We start from the raw sequence: 21,295 nt of genomic DNA, 5'->3' as shown, positions 1-21,295 counted from the left end.
GTGAAATGACTGGGATCTACCTGTGGATAATACGGGTATAATAATTGAGCACTTAGGGTGTAATGGTACGTGTGATGGGGTTCTGCAACGAGATCAGCGTTTCAGTAGACTGGATCTCATCAATGGTCTGGATCTTGTTGATAAGTACCTGTTGAAGTGTGTCTATCGATCGGCACATGACTTTGATGAATACGCTGTAGTGGCCGGTGGTGTAATATGCTTCCACCACTTCCTCCAGGCTTTCGAGCTTTTTCAGTGCCGAAGGATAGTCCTTAGCGCTCTTCAATATAATGCCGATAAAGCAGCAAACGTCGTAACCCAGCCGTTTGGGGTTCACGTCCACTCGTGTGCCGGTGATGATCCCGGCCTGTTTCATCTTCTCCACCCGCACATGAATGGTGCCGGGGCTAACGGCAAAGTTCTTAGCCAGTTCGGCATAGGGCGTGCGCGCATTGTCCATCAGGGCGTTGAGGATACCGCGATCAAGATCATCTATCTGATAAATTTCCGCCATTTGTTTCCCCATTAATTAATGACTACTAAACCATCAACCGACAAAAATGAACGATTGAAAGTGAAATGGCAATATAGATTGATGGATATTGAATTGTGGTGCCGTTCTGTTGCTTAGATCCTATCTCATTTTTGCACCTGGGCTGTGCTCGCCATCCTCACGGATTTCCTGTACGCTCAGGTTGTTGCGTGTTGTCTGTGTCCAAACTACGCCTACTGGGATAGACTCTTAATCGCTGCAACAGAGACAGAATTGTAAGATATACGGCAGTAAAAAAAGTTTATCCAAAAACAACACGCTGGACAATGCCTCCATTTCATCCAGTATCGCCTATGGTCTGGCGGTGGTTTGCTTGCTTGGCAGTGCCAGTAGCGAAGGTTTGTGGCTAACGTCCAACACCGTCAGATGCAGCGGTTCGTCCACCTCCAGATCGATTGCTGGGCAATGCTGATGCCGTTCAGTTTGGTGCGCATGTCGCCGCCTAGTTATCCAGTGCACGGCTTTCGATGCTCAGATGATTGACTTGAATATCATGCAACTGCGGCAGCAGTTCCAGAGTTAACAATGAAGCGTCGTATACGGAACTGTACGTCCGGTGCTGTGAGAGGACGGCGAGAGCGTTCCCGCCTCTTGCTCTATTACATTACGCTTTCCATAGTGCGAGCGAAACGTTTCGATAACGTTCACACTTCTTTATTTTCCCGGTTGCCTTCCCCTGACGTTTTTTTAAACTCTCCGAATAGCGAAACGTTTTGCTGCCGGATTGAGAACATGAAAAAGGCGTATTACTGAATTCTGAAGTGTCTGCCGTGATCGCGCGGCTAGGACATACCGATACCGGCGGTAATGCAGCGTATCGATCTGGCGCTGAGCCAGGGAGTGCCGACGTTTTTGCAGGTACTCGGGGTGGTGATGCAGGAGATGCAGGTAGAGAGAGCCATCTTGGCGGAAGAACTCGTTGAGCAAAATTCGTCGCTCTATCAGGCGTTGCTGGTCCATCTGACACAGCTTGGCCAATTCCAGGGAAATACCATCAGCCTACGCTATATCAGCCATGAGGCGTTTAAAGCGCAGACTGAGCACAGCCGGGCGGTGATCCGTAGCGGGGAATTGTTCACCTCATGCGAACGTGATCCTATACGTCGGCGTAACTTTCTGAGGTATTTATGCAACCTTTACTGCAACTTAAAGGGATTGATAAAGCCTTTCCCGGCGTGAAAGCGCTTTCCGGTGCCGCCCTCAGCGTCTATCCGGGCAAGGTGATGGCGCTGGTGGGGGAAAACGGTGCCGGAAAATCCACCATGATGAAAGTGCTAACCGGTATCTATGAAAAAGACGCCGGCAGCCAGTATTTTCTCGGTAAAGAGGTGGTTTTCAAGGGACTCAAAGATTCTCAGGACGCGGGTATTGGCATTATCCACCAGGAGTTGAACCTGATCCCGCAATTGACTATTGCGGAAAACATCTTCCTCGGCCGCGAGTTCGTCAACGGTTTCGGCTGCATCGATTGGAAACGCATGTACGCAGAGACCGATCGGCTGCTGGACCGTCTCAATTTACGCTACAGCAGCCACCGGTTGGTGGGTGAGCTATCGATCGGCGATCAGCAAATGGTGGAGATCGCCAAGGTGCTGAGTTTCGAATCAAAAGTCATCATTATGGATGAACCGACAGATGCGTTGACCGATACCGAAACCGCTTCCTTGTTTAAGGTGATTGACGAACTGAAGACGGAAGGCTGCGGGATTGTCTATATATCGCACCGCTTGAAAGAGATCTTTGAAATTTGCGATGACGTCACCGTGTTCCGCGACGGTCGGTTTATCGTCGAGTGCCCGGTAAGCGAGTTGCATGAAGATCGGCTTGTCGAAATGATGGTCGGCCGTAAGCTGGAGGCGCAGTATCCGCGCCTTAAGCTGCCGCGCGGTGAAAAATGCCTACAGGTCAAACACCTTTCCGGTCCCGGTGTCAACGATGCCAGCTTTACGTTGTACCGTGGGGAGATCCTCGGCGTAGCCGGGCTTATGGGTGCCGGGCGCCCCGAACTGATGAAAATTATCTATGGCGCGGTGCCGCGTAAAGCCGGCAGCGTGACTCTCGACGGCCATGAGGTGATCGCCCATTCGCCGCAGGATGGCCTGGAGAACGGCATCGTTTATATATCCGAAGACCGCAAGCGCGATGGCCTGGTATTGGGCATGTCGGTGAAGGAAAACATGTCGCTGACCGCACTGCGTTATTTTAGCCGCGCCGGCGGCAGCCTGAAACAAGCTGATGAGCAGCAGGCGGTGAACGATTTCATCCGCCTGTTCAATATCAAGACTCCGTCGATGGAGCAGTCGATAGGCCTGCTCTCCGGCGGTAATCAGCAGAAAGTGGCGATTGCCCGCGGCTTGATGACCCGGCCAAAGGTGCTGATCCTTGATGAACCGACGCGCGGTGTCGACGTCGGCGCTAAAAAAGAGATCTATATGTTAATCAACCAGTTCAAGCAGGAAGGGCTGAGCATCATTTTGGTATCTTCGGAAATGCCGGAGGTGATGGGTATGAGCGATCGCATCCTGGTGATGCACGAAGGTCATCTCAACGGTGAGTTCCCGATTGAACAGGTCACCCAGGAAGCATTGATGGCTGCGGCCATCAGCAAGCGATACGGCGTAAAGCAGGAGTAATCAGATATGAGTTCCCAGACTGTCGTAAAGCGCTGGTTCAGTAAGGAGTGGCTGTTAGAGCAAAAATCCCTGATTGCTCTACTGGTGCTTATTGCCGTGGTCTCTTCCATGAGTCCGAGTTTCTTCACCCTGAACAACTTGTTCAATATTTTGCAGCAAACCTCGGTGAACGTCATTATGGCGGTGGGGATGACGTTGGTGATCCTCACTTCCGGCATCGATTTGTCGGTTGGATCGTTGCTGGCGCTGACCGGTGCGGTGGCAGCCTCGATCGTCGGTTTTGAGGTAAATGCAGTAGTGGCCGTTGCGGCTGCGCTGGCGCTGGGGGCGGTGATTGGTGCCTGCACCGGGGTGATCGTCGCCAAAGGCAAGGTTCAGGCATTTATCGCCACTTTGGTGATGATGCTGTTGCTGCGTGGTGCCACTATGGTTTACACCAACGGCAGCCCAGTGAATACCGGCTTTACCGACGAGGCTGACTCCTTCGGCTGGTTCGGCATTGGCCGGCAACTGGGCGTGCCCACTCCGATCTGGATTATGGCTGTCGTGTTTATCGCCGCCTGGTATATGCTGCACCACACCCGCCTGGGCCGCTATATTTATGCGCTGGGCGGCAATGAAGCGGCGACCCGCCTGTCCGGCATCAGCGTCGATAAAGTGAAAATTATTGTTTATTCGCTGTGCGGCCTGTTGGCGGCGTTGGCCGGGGTGATCGAAGTGGCACGTCTATCTTCGGCGCAGCCAACCGCCGGTACTGGCTACGAACTAGACGCCATTGCTGCCGTGGTGCTAGGCGGCACTAGCCTGGCGGGTGGCAAGGGCCACATCGTCGGTACCTTGATCGGTGCGCTGATACTTGGCTTCCTGAACAACGGCCTGAATTTACTGGGTGTTTCTTCTTACTACCAAATGATCGTGAAAGCAGTGGTGATACTGTTGGCGGTTCTGGTAGATAACAAAAGCAACAAGTAACCTCCCTCTACTGGAATCACGATGATGAAAATGAAAAAACTGGCAATTTTAGCCTCCGCCTTCGCCCTTAGCTCCATGCTGAGCGTTAACGCGCTGGCTAAAGACACCATCGCGCTGGTGGTTTCTACCCTCAACAACCCATTCTTCGTTTCGATGAAGGAAGGCGCGCAGCAGGAAGCCAACAAGCTGGGTTACAACCTGGTGGTGCTGGATTCGCAAAACAACCCGGCGAAAGAACTGGCCAACGTGCAGGATCTGATGGTGCAGGCCCCTAAGCTACTGCTGATCAACCCGACAGACTCCGATGCGGTCGGCAACGCCATCAATATGGCTAACCAGGCCAAGATCCAGGTCATCACCCTGGATCGCGTGGCGAGCAAGGGCAAGGTGGTCAGTCATATCGCCTCAGATAACCGCGTGGGCGGTAAAATGGCTGGCGATTTCATCGCCAAGAAAGTGGGCGCAGATGCGAAAGTGATCCAGATAGAAGGCATCGCTGGCACCTCTGCCGCACGTGAGCGCGGCGAAGGCTTCAAACAGTCGCTGGATCAGAACAAGTTCAAGCTGCTGGCTAGCCAGCCAGCCGACTTTGATCGTACCAAAGGCCTGAATGTGATGCAGAACCTGCTGACCGCTCACCCGGACGTGCAGGCAGTGTTTGCTCAGAACGATGAAATGGCGTTGGGCGCGTTGCGTGCGCTGCAAACCGCCGGAAAATCCGATGTGGTCGTGGTAGGCTTCGACGGCACCGCTGATGGTGTGAAGGCCGTGGAAGGCGGCAAGCTGGCGGCAACCATAGCGCAGCGCCCAGATCGGATCGGCGTAATGGGTGTGGAAACCGCCGATAAAGTGTTAAAAGGCGAGAAAGTGCCGGCCACTATTCCAGTAGATTTGAAACTGATCACCCAATAAAAAGCCTAATGGGATAGATCCTAAATTATACCAGTGCCATTTTATGATGGCGCGTAATTCAGGAATTAATGCGATGGAAACAGGTAAGCTAGTGGTTATAGGCAGCATCAATACCGACCATATCCTCAATATTGAACAGTTCCCTCACCCGGGTGAAACGGTGATCGGGAAACAGTATAAGGTGGCGTTTGGTGGCAAGGGCGCGAATCAGGCGGTAGCGGCCGGGCGCAGCGGGGCGGATATTGCCTTTATCGCCTGCGTTGGCACCGACGATATCGGTGAACGCATCCGCCAACAACTGGTGACCGATCGCATTGATACCCAACCGATTGAGGCCATCGCCGATAGCATCACCGGCGTGGCACTGATCTTTGTTAATGCCGAAGGCGAAAACGTCATTGGCATTGATGATGGTGCCAACGCCGCAGTCACGCCGGATTATCTGGCGCGTTACCAACAGCAGGTGATCGACGCCGATGCCCTGTTGCTGCAGTTGGAATCGCCGCTGGAGACGGTTATCGCCGCCGCCCGCTTGGCGAAGCAGCATCAAACGCAGGTGATCCTCAACCCGGCACCGGCACGTGAGCTGCCGGACGAACTGCTGGCGATGATCGATATTATCACCCCCAACGAAACCGAGGCCCAACGCCTGACCGGCATTGCGGTAGATAGCGACGAAGACGTGGCGCGCGCGGCTCAGGCCCTGCATGGCAAGGGCATCTGCACGGTGATTATCACCCTCGGCAGCCGTGGCGTATGGCTGAGTGAAAACGGCAACGGCAAGCTGATACCGGGCTTCAAGGTGAAAGTGGTGGACACCATCGCCGCCGGTGATATCTTCAACGGCGCGCTGGTCACGGCGTTGCTGGAAGGGAAAACCATGACGGATGCGGTGCGCTTCGCCCATGCGGCGGCGGCGATCGCCGTGACTCTTCCCGGCGCGCAGCCTTCCGTACCCTGGCGCGAAGAGATCGACGCCTTCTTGCAGCAGCAGGAGTAAGCCCTTTGGCCACCATGAAAGATGTTGCCCGAATGGCGGGCGTTTCAACCTCCACCGTTTCGCATGTGATCAACAATAATCGCTTCGTCAGTGACAGCGTGCGCGACAAAGTCATGGCGGCCGTTGAACAGTTGAACTACGCGCCCTCCGCTCTGGCGCGCAGCCTGAAGCTCAACCAGACGCGCACTATCGGCATGCTGGTTACCTCCAGCAATAACCCGTTTTATGCTGAAGTGGTGCACGGCGTTGAACGCAGCTGCTACAAACGCGGCTACAGCCTGATCCTGTGCAATACTGAAGAAGACGCCGCGCGCATGAACCGCAGCATTGAAATATTACTGCAAAAACGCGTCGACGGCTTGTTGCTGATGTGCACCGAGGATCACCGACCATCGCAGGATGTGCTGAGCCGCTACCCTTTTTTACCTGTAGTGATGATGGACTGGGCGCCGTTTGAAGGCACCAACGACATTATTCAGGACAATTCGCTGCTGGGCGGCGAGATGGCGACCAATCATCTGATCGCCTGCGGCTACCGCAAAATAGCCTGCATTGCCGGCCCGCAGAATAAAACCACCGCTCGTCATCGTCTGGAGGGCTATCGCAATGCGATGCGGCGCGCCGGTCTGCCTGTCCCGGTGGGCTATGAAGTGCACTGCGACTTTGAATTTGAAGGCGGGGTTAACGCTATGCGGCAACTGCTGACGCTGGATGAGCCGCCGCATGCGGTGTTTGCCGGTAACGATGCGGTAGCGGTAGGCGTCTATCAGGCGCTGTATCAAGTCGGACTGTCGGTGCCGCAGGACATGGCGGTGATGGGCTACGATGATATTGAGTTGGCCAAATATTTGGCACCTCCGCTGAGTACTATTCACCAGCCGAAGGACTCGCTGGGTGAATTGGCGATCGACGCGCTGATCAATCGCCTGCAAAACCGTGAGCGCGGGACTCAGGTGCTGGTATTGACCCCTAAACTGGTGGAGCGTGCCTCAGTGAGCCAGCTTTAGCTCGCTTCCTTCTTGGATTCCTGGCCGCTGATAAGATTGTGGCCATCCTTTCTTCTCAACAACATAAATACCAGCGACGAAGCCACGGTGACCACCCCCATGGTGATAAAGGTGTAATGGAAGTGTTCGATCATGGTACCGAGTGACAGGGATTGGTAAAAGCGTAGCACTGCCGCGCTGATCGCCACCCCGAAGCTAATGGACAACTGTTGGGTCACTGCCAATACGCTGTTGCCAGAGCTGGTGTTGGCGTCGTTTAAGTCCGCCAAGCTGATGGTGTTCATGGCAGTGAATTGGGTGGACATTGCCATTCCCAGCACGAACAGTGGTAGGATCATCATCCACAGTGGCATGCTAGGGCTTTGCAGGGCGAACTGGGCGATCAGCCCGCCGATGATGACGGTGATGCTGACCAGTGTCTTGCGATAGCCGAACCAGCGTAACACCTGAGTGACGGTAGATTTTGCCATAAGTGAGCCGATCGCTGTTGGTGCCATCATGCAGCCAGCGATAATCGCCGAGTAGCCAAAGCCAACCTGTAGCATTAGTGGCATCAAGAAAGGCACACAACCGGTACCCAATCGCGAAGCAACGTTGCCGGCAATACCTATTGAAAATGTGCGTGTTTTGAATAGATCTAAACCAATTAACGGTTGGGTATGGTGGCGCGCATGGGTGATATAACCGAACAGAACCACAAAGCCGCTAAGCAGAATACCCAGCGAGAGGTAGCTTGCCAGCACCTGTTCACCAAACAGCTCAAGGCCGGTGGAGATCAGCATCAAGCTTAGGCCGAACAGCATAAAGCCAATAAAGTCGAAACGGCGTTTGGGCGTGGTGAAGTCTGGCATATATTTGCGTGCGTAGAAAATGCCAAGCAGGCCAATCGGAATGTTGATCAGGAAAATCCAGTGCCAGGTAGCGTAGGTCACCAGCCAACCACCTAGCAAAGGACCCAGAATTGGCCCGACCAGGCCGGGCATAGTGACGAAGTTCAGTACTGGCAGCAGTTCGCTGCGTGGATAGGCGCGTAGCAGAGCCAACCGCGCCACTGGCATCATCATAGCTCCGCCGATGCCCTGAATAACGCGTGAGGTCACCAGTATGCTCAATGTTGGTGACAACGCGCATAGCAGTGAACCGAGAGTAAATAATGACACCGCAAAGATAAATATGCGGCGGGTGCCGAAACGATCCGCCAACCAGCCGCTGACCGGGATCAACATCGCCACTGTCAACGTATAGCTGATGACAACTGATTGCATCGCCAGTGGTGAACGTTCCAGACTATGAGCGATTGCTGGCAGCGCGGTATTGAGGATGGTAGCGTCCAGTGCCTGCATAAAGAACGCCATTGCGGCGATCCACGGTAGTCCTGCTATACTGCGCGCGGATTTGGTCATGGTTGTATTGTTCCCTCTGATCTTTTTCCATCATATTAAGCAAGGGATGTCTCAAGTATTTTTCTTTAAGCAACACTTGGCAAGTGGCCTGATTATCTGCACTGTCATCGGCGAGTATAGCACTGACGATCGTCTGGTTATGCCGGAGTTTGATCAATTCATTGCCGATAATGGCGCGAAAGTCGCTTTGATACACCGAACTGAACAAATTGGCGAAAGAGGTCAGGAACAGGTTACCGCTGGCCTTATAGATAAGCCGGTGGATTTGGATATCTACCTCGATCCAGCGTTCACACTCAAACTGAGTATGCAGCGCGCGCATTTCCACCATTATCCTGGTTTGCTTGCACTGGCGTAGCTTATCACCAACGCACAGGCATGAGGCTCCAGTGAAATAGGTAATATTAGGAAATGCTGTATCACGCGGGCATTGATGTATGGCTATGCCTTTGGCTGCTAGCATGATAGTCGCCTTGCAGAATGTATTGGCCGAGCTTTCCGCAAGTAGGTAAGAAAGGTCAAGTTGAGCGGCCTGTTGTTGCGCATTGAATTGCATGGCTGTGGCTCCTCATTGACATCGTTACTCTTATTTTACTTTAGGGAATGCCAGCTTTTATCCCTTTTGCTTAAAAAAAACGTGTTTGAAAAGTTTTTTGCGTTTAGGGGTTGCGGGCTGCCGAGAACGCCCTATAATGCGCCCCCACTGGCCCGGTATTTCGGCAGATACGCCGCCGGATCAGCAAGGGAAAAGCCAAAATAATGGCTTGACTCTTCAGAGGGAAAGCGTAGTATACGCCACCTCAAGTTTGCCGCCGTGCTGCGGCTGACTTACCGCTCTTTAACAATTTATCAGACAATCTGTGTGGGCACTCCACAAGACGATATCCCGTCCCTGTTGGGACGAAAAAATATCAAGTCTTGAAGAGTGACTACCTGAAGTAACATTCATGCAGTAAATCTTTGAGCAGCGCTTCACAAGTTGAAGCATATCAAGCTTTGAATTGAAGAGTTTGATCATGGCTCAGATTGAACGCTGGCGGCAGGCCTAACACATGCAAGTCGAGCGGTAGCACAAGAGAGCTTGCTCTCTGGGTGACGAGCGGCGGACGGGTGAGTAATGTCTGGGAAACTGCCTGATGGCGGGGGATAACTAGTGGAAACGGTAGCTAATACCGCATAACGTCGCAAGACCAAAGTGGGGGACCTTCGGGCCTCACGCCATCAGATGTGCCCAGGTGGGATTAGCTGGTAGGTGGGGTAACGGCTCACCTAGGCGACGATCCCTAGCTGGTCTGAGAGGATGACCAGCCACACTGGAACTGAGACACGGTCCAGACTCCTACGGGAGGCAGCAGTGGGGAATATTGCACAATGGGCGCAAGCCTGATGCAGCCATGCCGCGTGTGTGAAGAAGGCCTTCGGGTTGTAAAGCACTTTCAGCGAGGAGGAAGGGTAATGTGTTAATAAGACATTGCATTGACGTTACTCGCAGAAGAAGCACCGGCTAACTCCGTGCCAGCAGCCGCGGTAATACGGAGGGTGCAAGCGTTAATCGGAATTACTGGGCGTAAAGCGCACGCAGGCGGTTTGTTAAGTCAGATGTGAAATCCCCGCGCTCAACGTGGGAACGGCATTTGAGACTGGCAAGCTAGAGTCTTGTAGAGGGGGGTAGAATTCCAGGTGTAGCGGTGAAATGCGTAGAGATCTGGAGGAATACCGGTGGCGAAGGCGGCCCCCTGGACAAAGACTGACGCTCAGGTGCGAAAGCGTGGGGAGCAAACAGGATTAGATACCCTGGTAGTCCACGCTGTAAACGATGTCGATTTGGAGGTTGCGCCCTTGAGGGGTGGCTTCCGTAGCTAACGCGTTAAATCGACCGCCTGGGGAGTACGGCCGCAAGGTTAAAACTCAAATGAATTGACGGGGGCCCGCACAAGCGGTGGAGCATGTGGTTTAATTCGATGCAACGCGAAGAACCTTACCTACTCTTGACATCCAGAGAACTTTCCAGAGATGGAGGGGTGCCTTCGGGAGCTCTGAGACAGGTGCTGCATGGCTGTCGTCAGCTCGTGTTGTGAAATGTTGGGTTAAGTCCCGCAACGAGCGCAACCCTTATCCTTTGTTGCCAGCGATAAAGTCGGGAACTCAAAGGAGACTGCCGGTGATAAACCGGAGGAAGGTGGGGATGACGTCAAGTCATCATGGCCCTTACGAGTAGGGCTACACACGTGCTACAATGGCGTATACAAAGAGAAGCGACCTCGCGAGAGCAAGCGGACCTCACAAAGTACGTCGTAGTCCGGATTGGAGTCTGCAACTCGACTCCATGAAGTCGGAATCGCTAGTAATCGTAGATCAGAATGCTGCGGTGAATACGTTCCCGGGCCTTGTACACACCGCCCGTCACACCATGGGAGTGGGTTGCAAAAGAAGTAGGTAGCTTAACCTTCGGGAGGGCGCTTACCACTTTGTGATTCATGACTGGGGTGAAGTCGTAACAAGGTAACCGTAGGGGAACCTGCGGTTGGATCACCTCCTTACCGAAAGATATTGATTTGTGTGGCGTGCTCACACAGATTGTCTGATGAATGTCGATGAGCAAGAAAACCCTTTCGTTGAAAGGCGCTAGAGGCGACTGAGTGGTTAACACCGTGGTTGCTTGACTTTGCCAGCAGAGTTGCGCCTTTACACGGAAATAGCCAATCAGCGATTTGCCAGGCAATTTCTGTGTCCCCATCGTCTAGAGGCCTAGGACACTGCCCTTTCACGGCTGTAACAGGGGTTCGAATCCCCTTGGGGACGCCATTGTGATAATGAGTGGAAGACATTATCACCGACTATCTCAAAGCTGACTTGCGAGTCGGGTTTGAGATAGTGCTCTTTAACAATCTGGAACAAGCTGAAAATTGAAAAATGGCGGCTGAAGCTTATCCCTGCGTAGAGGTATTGGGGTAAGGGTCAAGCTGTCATGGTGACACTCACCTGTTTGCAATGCGAAGTGAGACACCTTCGGGTTGTAAGGTTAAGTGACTAAGCGTACACGGTGGATGCCTAGGCAGTCAGAGGCGATGAAGGGCGTACTAATCTGCGAAAAGCGCCGGTAAGGTGATATGAACCGTTATAGCCGGCGATACCCGAATGGGGAAACCCAGTGTGATACGTCACACTATCGTTAAGTGAATACATAGCTTGACGAAGCGAACCGGGGGAACTGAAACATCTAAGTACCCCGAGGAAAAGAAATCAACCGAGATCCCCCCAGTAGCGGCGAGCGAACGGGGGCCAGCCCAGAACCTGAATCAGCGGGTGTGTTAGTGGAAGCGTCTGGAAAGTCGCGCAGTAAAGGGTGATAGCCCCGTACACAAAAATGCACTGGCTGTGAGTTCGATGAGTAGGGCGGGACACGTGACATCCTGTCTGAATATGGGGGGACCATCCTCCAAGGCTAAATACTCCTGACTGACCGATAGTGAACCAGTACCGTGAGGGAAAGGCGAAAAGAACCCCGGCGAGGGGAGTGAAAAAGAACCTGAAACCGTGTACGTACAAGCAGTGGGAGCACCGTTGAGGTGTGACTGCGTACCTTTTGTATAATGGGTCAGCGACTTATATTTTGTAGCAAGGTTAACCGCATAGGGGAGCCGTAGGGAAACCGAGTCTTAACTGGGCGAAGAGTTGCAAGGTATAGACCCGAAACCCGGTGATCTAGCCATGGGCAGGTTGAAGGTTGGGTAACACCACCTGGAGGACCGAACCGACTAATGTTGAAAAATTAGCGGATGACCTGTGGCTGGGGGTGAAAGGCCAATCAAACCGGGAGATAGCTGGTTCTCCCCGAAAGCTATTTAGGTAGCGCCTCGTGAATTCATCTTCGGGGGTAGAGCACTGTTTCGGCTAGGGGGCCATCCCGGCTTACCAACCCGATGCAAACTGCGAATACCGAAGCATGTTATCACGGGAGACACACGGCGGGTGCTAACGTCCGTCGTGAAGAGGGAAACAACCCAGACCGCCAGCTAAGGTCCCAAAGTCATGGTTAAGTGGGAAACGATGTGGGAAGGCCCAGACAGCCAGGATGTTGGCTTAGAAGCAGCCATCATTGAAAGAAAGCGTAATAGCTCACTGGTCGAGTCGGCCTGCGCGGAAGATGTAACGGGGCTAAACCATGCACCGAAGCTGCGGCAGCGGCGCTGATGCGTTGTTGGGTAGGGGAGCGTTCTGTAAGCCGTTGAAGGTGTCCTGTGAGGGGTGCTGGAGGTATCAGAAGTGCGAATGCTGACATAAGTAACGATAAAGCGGGTGAAAAACCCGCTCGCCGGAAGACCAAGGGTTCCTGTCCAACGTTAATCGGGGCAGGGTGAGTCGACCCCTAAGGCGAGGCTGAAAAGCGTAGTCGATGGGCAACAGGTTAATATTCCTGTACTGGGTGTGACTGCGAAGGGGGGACGGAGAAGGCTAGGCAGGCCGGGCGACGGTTGTCCCGGTTTAAGCGTGTAGGGGGGCGTTTTGGGTAAATCCGGAACGCCATACAGAAACCCTGAGGCGTGATGACGATGCACCAAGGTGCAGAAGCTGTTGATGCCCTGCTTCCAGGAAAAGCCTCTAAGCATCAGGTCACCTTTAATCGTACCCCAAACCGACACAGGTGGTCAGGTAGAGAATACCGAGGCGCTTGAGAGAACTCGGGTGAAGGAACTAGGCAAAATGGTGCCGTAACTTCGGGAGAAGGCACGCTGGCATGTAGGTGAACTCCGTATCGGAGGGAGCTGAAGCCAGTCGCAGAGACCAGCTGGCTGCAACTGTTTAATAAAAACACAGCACTGTGCCAACACGAAAGTGGACGTATACGGTGTGACGCCTGCCCGGTGCTGGAAGGTTAATTGATGGGGTTAGCCGCAAGGCGAAGCTCTTGATCGAAGCCCCAGTAAACGGCGGCCGTAACTATAACGGTCCTAAGGTAGCGAAATTCCTTGTCGGGTAAGTTCCGACCTGCACGAATGGCGTAATGATGGCCAGGCTGTCTCCACCCGAGACTCAGTGAAATTGAACTCGCTGTGAAGATGCAGTGTACCCGCGGCAAGACGGAAAGACCCCGTGAACCTTTACTATAGCTTGACACTGAACATGGAGCCTTGATGTGTAGGATAGGTGGGAGGCAGTGAATCGTGGACGCCAGTCTGCGAGGAGCCACCCTTGAAATACCACCCTTTAATGTTTGATGTTCTAACTTTGCCCCGTGACCCGGGGTGAGGACAGTGTCTGGTGGGTAGTTTGACTGGGGCGGTCTCCTCCCAAAGAGTAACGGAGGAGCACGAAGGTCAGCTAATCACGGTCGGACATCGTGAGTTTAGTGCAAAGGCATAAGCTGGCTTGACTGCGAGAGTGACGGCTCGAGCAGGTACGAAAGTAGGTCTTAGTGATCCGGTGGTTCTGAATGGAAGGGCCATCGCTCAACGGATAAAAGGTACTCCGGGGATAACAGGCTGATACCGCCCAAGAGTTCATATCGACGGCGGTGTTTGGCACCTCGATGTCGGCTCATCACATCCTGGGGCTGAAGTAGGTCCCAAGGGTATGGCTGTTCGCCATTTAAAGTGGTACGCGAGCTGGGTTTAGAACGTCGTGAGACAGTTCGGTCCCTATCTGCCGTGGGCGTAGGAAGATTGAGAGGGATTGCTCCTAGTACGAGAGGACCGGAGTGAACGCACCGCTGGTGTTCGGGTTGTCATGCCAATGGCATTGCCCGGTAGCTAAGTGCGGAACAGATAAGCGCTGAAAGCATCTAAGCGCGAAACTGGCCTCGAGATGAGTCTTCCCTGGGTCTGAGAGGTCCCTGAAGGCACGTTTAAGACGAAGACGTGGATAGGCTGGGTGTGTAAGAGCAGCGATGCTTTGAGCTAACCAGTACTAATGAGCCGTGAGGCTTAACCTTACAACACCGAAGGTGTGTTATAGGCAGGGGTGGAGTTATTTTCAGCGAGTTCCGAGATTGGTTCTGGTGGTTACGTGAGTAACGGCCGAGAATGAAACAGACTTTGCCTGGCGGCGATAGCGCGGTGGTCCCACCTGATTCCATGCCGAACTCAGCAGTGAAACGCCGTAGCGCCGATGGTAGTGTGGGGTCTCCCCATGTGAGAGTAGGACACTGCCAGGCATCAAATAAAGTAGAAAGCCTCATGCGAAAGCATGGGGCTTTTTCCATCGAATGGAAAAGAAAAAACAGCACAGCTACGTTGTGCCTTTCAGCCATTCCACAATAAAGTTGGCAATACTTTCCGACTGATTGATATCCAATGATCTGATATTTAAAGCGACCTGTTGATCGCTGGCGACGGCGATGACAAATTCATCTAACATTTCCTCAAGCGGCCTGCCTATTTCTTCCCGGTAGAGAATGATTTTACTGACTGGTTCATGTTTAAACCCCTCCACCAGAATCAGATCTACCTTGCTGATATCAAAGCGACTGGCTAGATAGCGCAGATCCAACGGCTGCTGAGCCGGCGTTTCGGTCATCAATGCCCAGCGGCGAACGCTGGCTACCAACGTCTGGTCGGCACCCGCTTTGCGTAATTCGTAGCTGTCTTTGCCCGGAATATCGACATCCACATTGTGATGGGTATGCTTGATTAACCCGACTCTCACCTGTCGCTGCTTAAGCAATGGAATTAATTGTTTAAGTAGAGTTGTTTTCCCTGCTCCACTATAGGCACCAATGGCCAGTATAGGAGGGAGTGAATTATTCATTGTGCAGACCTCGCTCCATCTGCCAGTGCTGGAAATCTTCCGGGGTATTGAGGTTGTGGAAGGCCGACTGTTGTCCTTTGAAAATGACTTGTTGTGCGCCGATGCTTTCCAGGAACAGCATCAGCTTGCACTTACCCTGAGCTAAATAATCGGCCAACTTTGGTGCCAGACTGATATGTAGTAGTGCCAGTGTGGGGTGGTCACGTTCTCCGTCGCTGGCGTAGGTGGCCAAAGAGGTACTTTTTTGCAGCCAGAACTGTTCGATCAGCGTAGTTGGAAAATCGGGTACATCACAGGGTACAAATGCCACCCACTCGCTGGTAGCCTGTTCCAGCCCGGCGAGCATACCGGCTAGCGGGCCGGAGAAATCGGGCGTCAAATCGCCAATCACCGGCAGGCCACTTGTCTGATAGCGTGCCTGGTTGCGGTTAGCGCTGATGGCGATTGAACTCACCTGTGGTCGCAATCGGGCCAGTACATATTGATAAAGGGTGATGCCTCCTATCGGCATTAAGCCTTTATCTTCACCACCCATACGCATGCCCCTACCACCAGCCAGAATTACTCCGCTAATTCCTTGATGCATATTTATCATCCTATTTTGTTAATGTTCTGATTGTAACGCTAAAGTTGATGTAACATCAGTTTTTACCTTTATTGACAAGCTGCTTCTTTCACTGCATTGATAATGCCTGTTACTTTGTGTTTTTATTCAAACCACTGGACGATACTGATATGAAAACGCATGGTGCAAACGAGCTGATCGGGCTATTGCACCCCGCCCGGCAGGATGATTACGATCTCAATCTGATTCAACTTTTGCAAAAGTTGTCCAAGTTGAGTGATGATACCCTTATCTATCATCTTGAAAATGCGTGGTAGTGCTGGCACGGAATAAATTCCTGGCCTGAGAAAAGATTACGAAGAAGATTTTAAAACGACGCTGTTACGTGCTCGTGGGGTTATCAAAGATTAGTTTTTATGCGATGCGAAGAAGCATTACTTGTGGAACGTTATGAATAACTCTACTTTTAATTTTCAAACCCTATCGCCCGATCTGATTATGGATGCGCTCGAAGAGGTTGGGTTGCGTGTTGATTCCGGACTGACGGCGCTGAACAGCTATGAGAACCGCGTCTACCAGTTTATGGGCGAAGACCGTAAACGCTATGTGGTGAAGTTTTATCGCCCGGAGCGCTGGAGTGCTCAGCAAATTGGTGAAGAACATCAATTTGCCCTGGATCTGGTTCAGACGGAGATCCCGGCGGTAGCGCCACGGGTACTACAGGGCAATACGCTGCATAGCTATGGCGGTTTCTTCTTTACCGTATTCCCCAGCGTGGGCGGGCGGCAGTATGAGATCGACAATCTGGATCAATTGGAATGGGTAGGCCGCTTTCTAGGACGCATTCATCAGGTGGGTGGTGAGCGTCTGTTTGCCGAGCGCCTGACGATGGGCATTGAAGAGTATCTCACCGCGCCGCGTCAGGTTTTGGCAAGCTGCGAGCTGTTGCCAAATGTGCAACGCGATGCTTTTTTGCAGGCGTTGGACAGTCTGATCGAGGCGGTCAAGCCTCATTGGCAGTTGGGCTGGCAACCGCGCCGTTTGCACGGTGATTGCCATCCAGGCAATATCTTGTGGCGTGATGGCCCGCTGTTTGTCGATCTTGATGATGCCCGTAACGGCCCGGCGATACAGGATCTGTGGATGCTATTGCACGGCGAGCGCGGTGATCGTTTGATGCAGTTGGATATTTTGCTGGAAGCTTACGCCGAGTTTGCCGAGTTCGATCATCGTGAGCTAGCATTGATCGAACCGTTGCGGGCAATGCGCATGGTGTACTATCTGGCTTGGATCGCTCGCCGTTGGTATGATCCAGCTTTCCCTAAAACTTTTCCGTGGATGGCGGCGTCTGATTTTTGGTTATCTCAGACGGCGGCTTTCACCGAACAGGTTAAGCTGTTGCAGGAGCCTCCTCTACAGCTGACGCCAATGTATTGAAGCTTTAACATAATGGAGAGTTGAGTCTTATGAAGAAAATTTGGTTGGCGCTCGTTGGCATGGCAATGGCATTCAGTGCCATGGCTGCGCAGTTCAGCGATGGTGCTCAGTACGTTACCCTGGACAAGCCAGTGACTGGCGAGCCACAGATACTGGAGTTTTTTTCCTTCTACTGCCCGCACTGCTATCAGTTTGAGCAGATTTATCATGTTTCTGAGAACGTGAAAAAAGCACTACCTGCTGACACCAAAATCGCCAGATACCACGTTGAGTTCCTAGGGTCACTGGGCAAACCGCTAACTCAGGCTTGGGCTGTTGCGATGGCGTTGGGTGTGGAAGACAAGGTCAGCCCGTTGATGTTTGAAGCGGTGCAGAAAACCCAGACCCTAAAGACCTCTGATGATATCCGCAGCGTGTTTGTAAAAGCCGGCGTGAGCGCGGCGGATTACGATGCTGCTTTGAATAGCTTTGTAGTGAAATCTTTGGTGGTTCAACAGGAGAAAGCTGCAGAAGATCTCCAGCTACGTGGCGTTCCAGCCGTATTTGTTAACGGCAAATACATGGTCAAAAATGACGGCCTGGACACCAGCTCAATGGATGCCTACGTGAAGCAGTTTGCCGATGTGGTCAAATTCCTCAGCCAACAAAAATAAGCGCGAATAAAAATGAACTCGCCGGCTCTCAGCCGGCTTTTTTCTGTATGGACGTATTTTAATCGCACATTAAATTATAAATCTGCAAGGGGTCATCGGGATATCAAGCGCCGCTATAATAGGGAACCATCATTTGCTGTTTTTTCATGCAATCTATGTATCTTGTGCTAAGGTAATTGGAGCGCTGAATTTTATTAATAGTGTGATTAACGTTATATCCACAGATCGAGTAAAAGCTGATTATTATCAGTCAGTAAAAAACAATCTATTTAGTTTGTTGATTTAAAATGTTTTTTTTGTTTTCATCACAATTAAAGACGCATCGTTATAATCTGTGATTTTTTCTATACACAAAGTTATCCACAGAAGCGATGTTGTAGTTCTTCTAGTACTATCACATCATTTTCATCTGTAATGCACACTAAAGTTCGTCTCTGGCGGCCAGCTATGGCATGCTTATCGCTATGTCTGATCACTATAAAGAAACACCATGGCCCAGATAGTAGAAAACCCATTAATCCTGGTTGATGGTTCCTCCTACCTTTACCGTGCTTATCACGCTTTCCCACCGCTGACCAACTCGGCGGGCGAGCCGACTGGAGCAATGTATGGCGTGTTGAATATGCTGCGCAGCCTGCTGCTACAGTACCAGCCCAGCCATGTTGCAGTGGTGTTTGATGCTAAAGGAAAAACCTTTCGCGATGAACTGTTCGCCGAGTACAAATCGCATCGCCCACCGATGCCGGACGATCTGCGCACGCAAATCGAACCGCTGCATAAAATGGTCAAGGCTATGGGGCTGCCGCTACTAGTTACGCCAGGTGTTGAGGCGGACGACGTTATCGGCACGTTGGCGCTGGAGGCTGAAATGGCTGGCCATCCAGTGCTGATCAGTACTGGGGATAAAGACATGGCCCAATTAGTCACGCCGAACGTCACTCTGATCAACACCATGAACAACACCGTCCTCGGGCCGCAAGAAGTGTGCGACAAATACGGCATTCCACCTGAGTTGATTATCGACTTCCTGGCGCTGATGGGCGATGCTTCAGATAACATCCCTGGCGTGCCAGGGGTTGGTGAGAAAACCGCACAGGCGCTGTTACAGGGTCTTGGCGGGTTGGATGTGCTGTATGATAACCTGGGCAGCATCGCTACGCTCAGCTTCCGTGGTGCGAAGACTATGGCGGCCAAGCTGGAGCAGAACAAAGAGATAGCCTACCTTTCCTACAAACTGGCGACCATCAAAACCAACGTTGAACTGGAGGTTTCCTACGCCGACCTTAACATGTCTGCGCCGGATATTGACGTGTTGCAGCAGCTATTCAAACGGTATGAATTCAAACGTTGGCTGGCGGATGTAGAAACCGGTGCCTGGCTGGAAAACAAAAAAGGGTCAGGAGTGAAAACCGCTGGTGTGGCGAAGTCGGCAAGTGTAGAGGCAGAAAAACCAAAGGCTGCGGCGGAAGCCATGCTACCGCAGGATGGCTATGTCGCTATTTTGGACGAAGACACTTTCGTTGACTGGCTGCAACGGTTGAAAAAGGCCAACGTGTTCGCCTTTGATACCGAAACCGACGGATTGGATACGCTGAGCGCCAACCTGATTGGCTTGTCGTTCGCCATAGCACCGGGTGAAGCCGCCTACCTGCCGGTGGCGCATGACTATCTGGATGCACCAGCGCAGTTGGATCGTGCCTCTGTGCTGGAAAGGCTTAAGCTGCTATTGGAAGACGAAAAAGTGCTGAAAGTCGGGCAAAATCTGAAGTTCGACATGGGCGTGCTGGCGCGCTACGGCATTAACCTGCGCGGCATCGCCTACGACACCATGCTGGAATCCTACGTGCTGGACAGCGTTGGCGGTCGTCACGATATGGACAACTTGGCCGATCGTTACCTGGGTCATAAGACCATCACCTTTGAAGAGATCGCCGGCAAGGGTAAAAATCAGTTGACGTTCAACCAAATTGCTTTGGCGCAGGCGGCACTCTACGCGGCGGAAGATGCCGACGTTACGCTGCGGTTACATCTGGCGATGTGGCCGCAACTGAAGCAAAGTGCCGAATTGCTGAGGGTGTTCAATGAGATTGACATGCCACTGGTACCGGTGTTGTCACATATCGAACGCACTGGGGTGTTGATCGATCCGGCTATTTTGTCGGTTCATTCTCAGGAACTGACCAAGCGGCTGGGCGAGTTGGAGATTCAGGCGCACGAATTGGCGGGAGAACCGTTTAATCTGGCATCGCCCAAGCAGCTACAGGCTATTCTGTACGAAAAGCAAAAGTTGCCGGTGCTAAAGAAAACCCCAGGCGGTGCGCCATCAACTAATGAAGAAGTCTTGGCCGAGTTGGCGCTGGATTACCCATTGCCGAAGGTGATCCTGGAGTATCGTGGCCTGGCAAAGCTGAAAACCACCTATACCGACAAGTTGCCGCTGATGATTAACCCGGTCAGCGGCCGGGTACATACCTCTTACCATCAGGCGGTGACGGCCACTGGGCGTCTCTCTTCCAGCGATCCGAACCTGCAAAACATTCCGGTGCGCAACGATGAAGGTCGGCGTATTCGCCAGGCGTTTATCGCCCCTGAGGGTTATCGCATCGTCGCTGCGGACTATTCGCAAATCGAACTGCGTATTATGGCTCATTTGTCGCAAGATGCAGGATTGCTGAAAGCTTTTGCCGAGGGTAAAGATATTCACCGCGCCACAGCAGCCGAAGTGTTTGGCGTGCCGTTGGACAAAGTAGCCAGCGAACAGCGCCGCAGTGCCAAGGCGATTAACTTTGGGCTGATTTACGGCATGAGCGCCTTTGGCCTGGCACGCCAGTTGGGGGTTCCGCGCGGCGAAGCCCAGCGCTATATGGATCGCTACTTTGAACGTTATCCGGGGGTGCTGGACTATATGGAACGCACCCGCCAGCAGGCCGCTGAACAGGGCTATGTTACTACCCTGGATGGCCGCCGGTTATATCTGCCGGATGCCCGTTCCAGCAACGGCATGCGCCGCAAAGCGGCCGAGCGTGCGGCGATTAACGCCCCGATGCAGGGTACGGCCGCAGATATTATCAAGCGTGCAATGATTGAGGTTGATGCCTGGATACAGGAACAAGGACAGCCGCTGGTACGTATGATTATGCAGGTGCACGATGAATTAGTATTTGAGGTGCATGAATCAGTGATTGACGCATCCAGCCAGCGCATCCGTGAGTTGATGGAAGGCAGCATGGCGTTGGCGGTACCGCTGAAGGTGGATGTGGGCGTGGGTGCCAACTGGGATGAGGCTCACTGATCTTCGCTGTTCTTGAGCAATAGGTTGTGTCAATGAACGACAAAAATTATTTCCCCTGCGAAAAAGTGATGCGGAATTACCGCCGTAGGGTGTAGAGGTAATGTATTCTATTTTTTAGAAT

General features: G+C 52.5%; 14 protein-coding genes, 1 tRNA gene, 3 rRNA genes and 3 pseudogenes. 14 read left to right on the top strand and 7 right to left on the bottom strand.

Annotated elements, in window-relative coordinates; genetic code table 11:
* Positions 1-52: 52 nt before the first annotated feature.
* Positions 53-514, bottom strand: a complete 462-nt coding sequence (asnC, locus tag SYMBAF_RS15815) for a transcriptional regulator AsnC (RefSeq protein ID WP_040264056.1) — start codon at positions 512-514, stop codon at positions 53-55.
* Positions 515-844: 330 nt separating this feature from the next.
* Complete coding sequence (locus SYMBAF_RS15810; protein WP_226020395.1) at positions 845-1,012, bottom strand: hypothetical protein; 168 nt, start codon at positions 1,010-1,012, stop codon at positions 845-847.
* A 290-nt stretch (positions 1,013-1,302) separates the two neighbouring features.
* Between SYMBAF_RS15810 and rbsD the strand changes: the two are divergent.
* The 6 genes and pseudogenes from rbsD (at position 1,303) to rbsR (ending at position 7,077) form a co-directional block, all read left to right on the top strand.
* Positions 1,303-1,673 (top strand): annotated as a pseudogene (rbsD, locus tag SYMBAF_RS15805) (D-ribose pyranase).
* A 7-nt stretch (positions 1,674-1,680) separates the two neighbouring features.
* Positions 1,681-3,186: a ribose ABC transporter ATP-binding protein RbsA gene (gene rbsA / locus SYMBAF_RS15800; protein WP_040264058.1), complete on the top strand. Its 1,506-nt coding sequence runs from the start codon at positions 1,681-1,683 to the stop codon at positions 3,184-3,186.
* A 6-nt stretch (positions 3,187-3,192) separates the two neighbouring features.
* Positions 3,193-4,158, top strand: coding sequence for a ribose ABC transporter permease (gene rbsC, locus SYMBAF_RS15795; protein ID WP_040264060.1), 966 nt, complete (start codon positions 3,193-3,195; stop codon positions 4,156-4,158).
* A 24-nt stretch (positions 4,159-4,182) separates the two neighbouring features.
* Positions 4,183-5,070, top strand: coding sequence for a ribose ABC transporter substrate-binding protein RbsB (gene rbsB, locus SYMBAF_RS15790; RefSeq protein WP_040264072.1), 888 nt, complete (start codon positions 4,183-4,185; stop codon positions 5,068-5,070).
* Between the two features lie 73 nt (positions 5,071-5,143).
* Positions 5,144-6,070, top strand: coding sequence for a ribokinase (gene rbsK, locus SYMBAF_RS15785; RefSeq protein ID WP_040264063.1), 927 nt, complete (start codon positions 5,144-5,146; stop codon positions 6,068-6,070).
* Between the two features lie 5 nt (positions 6,071-6,075).
* Positions 6,076-7,077, top strand: coding sequence for a ribose operon transcriptional repressor RbsR (gene rbsR, locus SYMBAF_RS15780; RefSeq protein ID WP_040264065.1), 1,002 nt, complete (start codon positions 6,076-6,078; stop codon positions 7,075-7,077).
* Here the strand turns inward: rbsR and mdtD are convergent.
* The 3 genes and pseudogenes from mdtD to SYMBAF_RS18555 all read right to left on the bottom strand — a co-directional run.
* Positions 7,074-8,480, bottom strand: a complete 1,407-nt coding sequence (gene mdtD / locus SYMBAF_RS15775; protein WP_040264067.1) for a multidrug transporter subunit MdtD — start codon at positions 8,478-8,480, stop codon at positions 7,074-7,076. The genes rbsR and mdtD overlap by 4 nt on opposite strands.
* Entirely contained in the window at positions 8,365-8,802 is a 438-nt protein-coding gene (locus SYMBAF_RS18560) for an FCD domain-containing protein (protein WP_404829931.1), read from the bottom strand. The genes mdtD and SYMBAF_RS18560 overlap by 116 nt, the downstream gene beginning before the upstream one ends.
* A gap of 136 nt (positions 8,803-8,938) precedes the next feature.
* Positions 8,939-9,036: pseudogene (locus SYMBAF_RS18555) on the bottom strand (FadR/GntR family transcriptional regulator); the annotation flags it as partial.
* Positions 9,037-9,478: 442 nt separating this feature from the next.
* On the opposite strand from SYMBAF_RS18555, the gene SYMBAF_RS15760 reads away from it, so the two are divergent.
* The 4 genes from SYMBAF_RS15760 to rrf all read left to right on the top strand — a co-directional run bounded on the left by SYMBAF_RS15760 (position 9,479) and on the right by rrf (position 14,634).
* Positions 9,479-11,020, top strand: a 16S ribosomal RNA gene (locus SYMBAF_RS15760).
* A 189-nt stretch (positions 11,021-11,209) separates the two neighbouring features.
* Positions 11,210-11,285, top strand: a tRNA-Glu gene (locus SYMBAF_RS15755).
* A 215-nt stretch (positions 11,286-11,500) separates the two neighbouring features.
* Positions 11,501-14,412 (top strand): 23S ribosomal RNA (locus SYMBAF_RS15750).
* Positions 14,413-14,518: 106 nt separating this feature from the next.
* A 5S ribosomal RNA gene (gene rrf / locus SYMBAF_RS15745) occupies positions 14,519-14,634 on the top strand.
* Together the 16S, 23S and 5S rRNA genes with 1 tRNA gene alongside form the textbook arrangement of a ribosomal RNA operon.
* Positions 14,635-14,708: 74 nt before the next feature.
* Here the strand turns inward: rrf and mobB are convergent.
* Both mobB and mobA read right to left on the bottom strand, forming a co-directional pair.
* The gene (gene mobB / locus SYMBAF_RS15740) at positions 14,709-15,227 is read right to left on the bottom strand and encodes a molybdopterin-guanine dinucleotide biosynthesis protein MobB (protein WP_040263902.1); all 519 of its coding nucleotides are present in this window, start codon (positions 15,225-15,227) and stop codon (positions 14,709-14,711) included.
* Positions 15,220-15,813 (bottom strand): molybdenum cofactor guanylyltransferase MobA, encoded by a 594-nt coding sequence (gene mobA, locus SYMBAF_RS15735; RefSeq protein ID WP_040263900.1) that lies wholly within the window; start codon positions 15,811-15,813, stop codon positions 15,220-15,222. Before mobA ends, mobB begins: the two co-directional genes overlap by 8 nt.
* A 149-nt stretch (positions 15,814-15,962) precedes the next feature.
* On the opposite strand from mobA, the pseudogene SYMBAF_RS15730 reads away from it, so the two are divergent.
* From SYMBAF_RS15730 to polA, 4 genes and pseudogenes are all read left to right on the top strand, one after another.
* Positions 15,963-16,203, top strand: a pseudogene (locus SYMBAF_RS15730) (DUF1040 family protein).
* A 39-nt stretch (positions 16,204-16,242) separates the two neighbouring features.
* Entirely contained in the window at positions 16,243-17,229 is a 987-nt protein-coding gene (locus SYMBAF_RS15725) for a serine/threonine protein kinase (RefSeq protein WP_040263898.1), read from the top strand.
* Positions 17,230-17,258: 29 nt separating this feature from the next.
* Entirely contained in the window at positions 17,259-17,882 is a 624-nt protein-coding gene (gene dsbA / locus SYMBAF_RS15720; protein ID WP_040263896.1) for a thiol:disulfide interchange protein DsbA, read from the top strand.
* 490 nt (positions 17,883-18,372) lie between these two features.
* Entirely contained in the window at positions 18,373-21,174 is a 2,802-nt protein-coding gene (polA, locus tag SYMBAF_RS15715; RefSeq protein ID WP_040263894.1) for a DNA polymerase I, read from the top strand.
* The last annotated feature ends 121 nt before the right edge of the window (positions 21,175-21,295 follow it).

It is taken from the genome of Serratia symbiotica (genome assembly GCF_000821185.2).
Taxonomy (GTDB): domain Bacteria; phylum Pseudomonadota; class Gammaproteobacteria; order Enterobacterales; family Enterobacteriaceae; genus Serratia; species Serratia symbiotica.
Note: the sequence above shows the minus strand (reverse complement) of the source record. Positions and strands in the feature narration are given on the sequence as shown.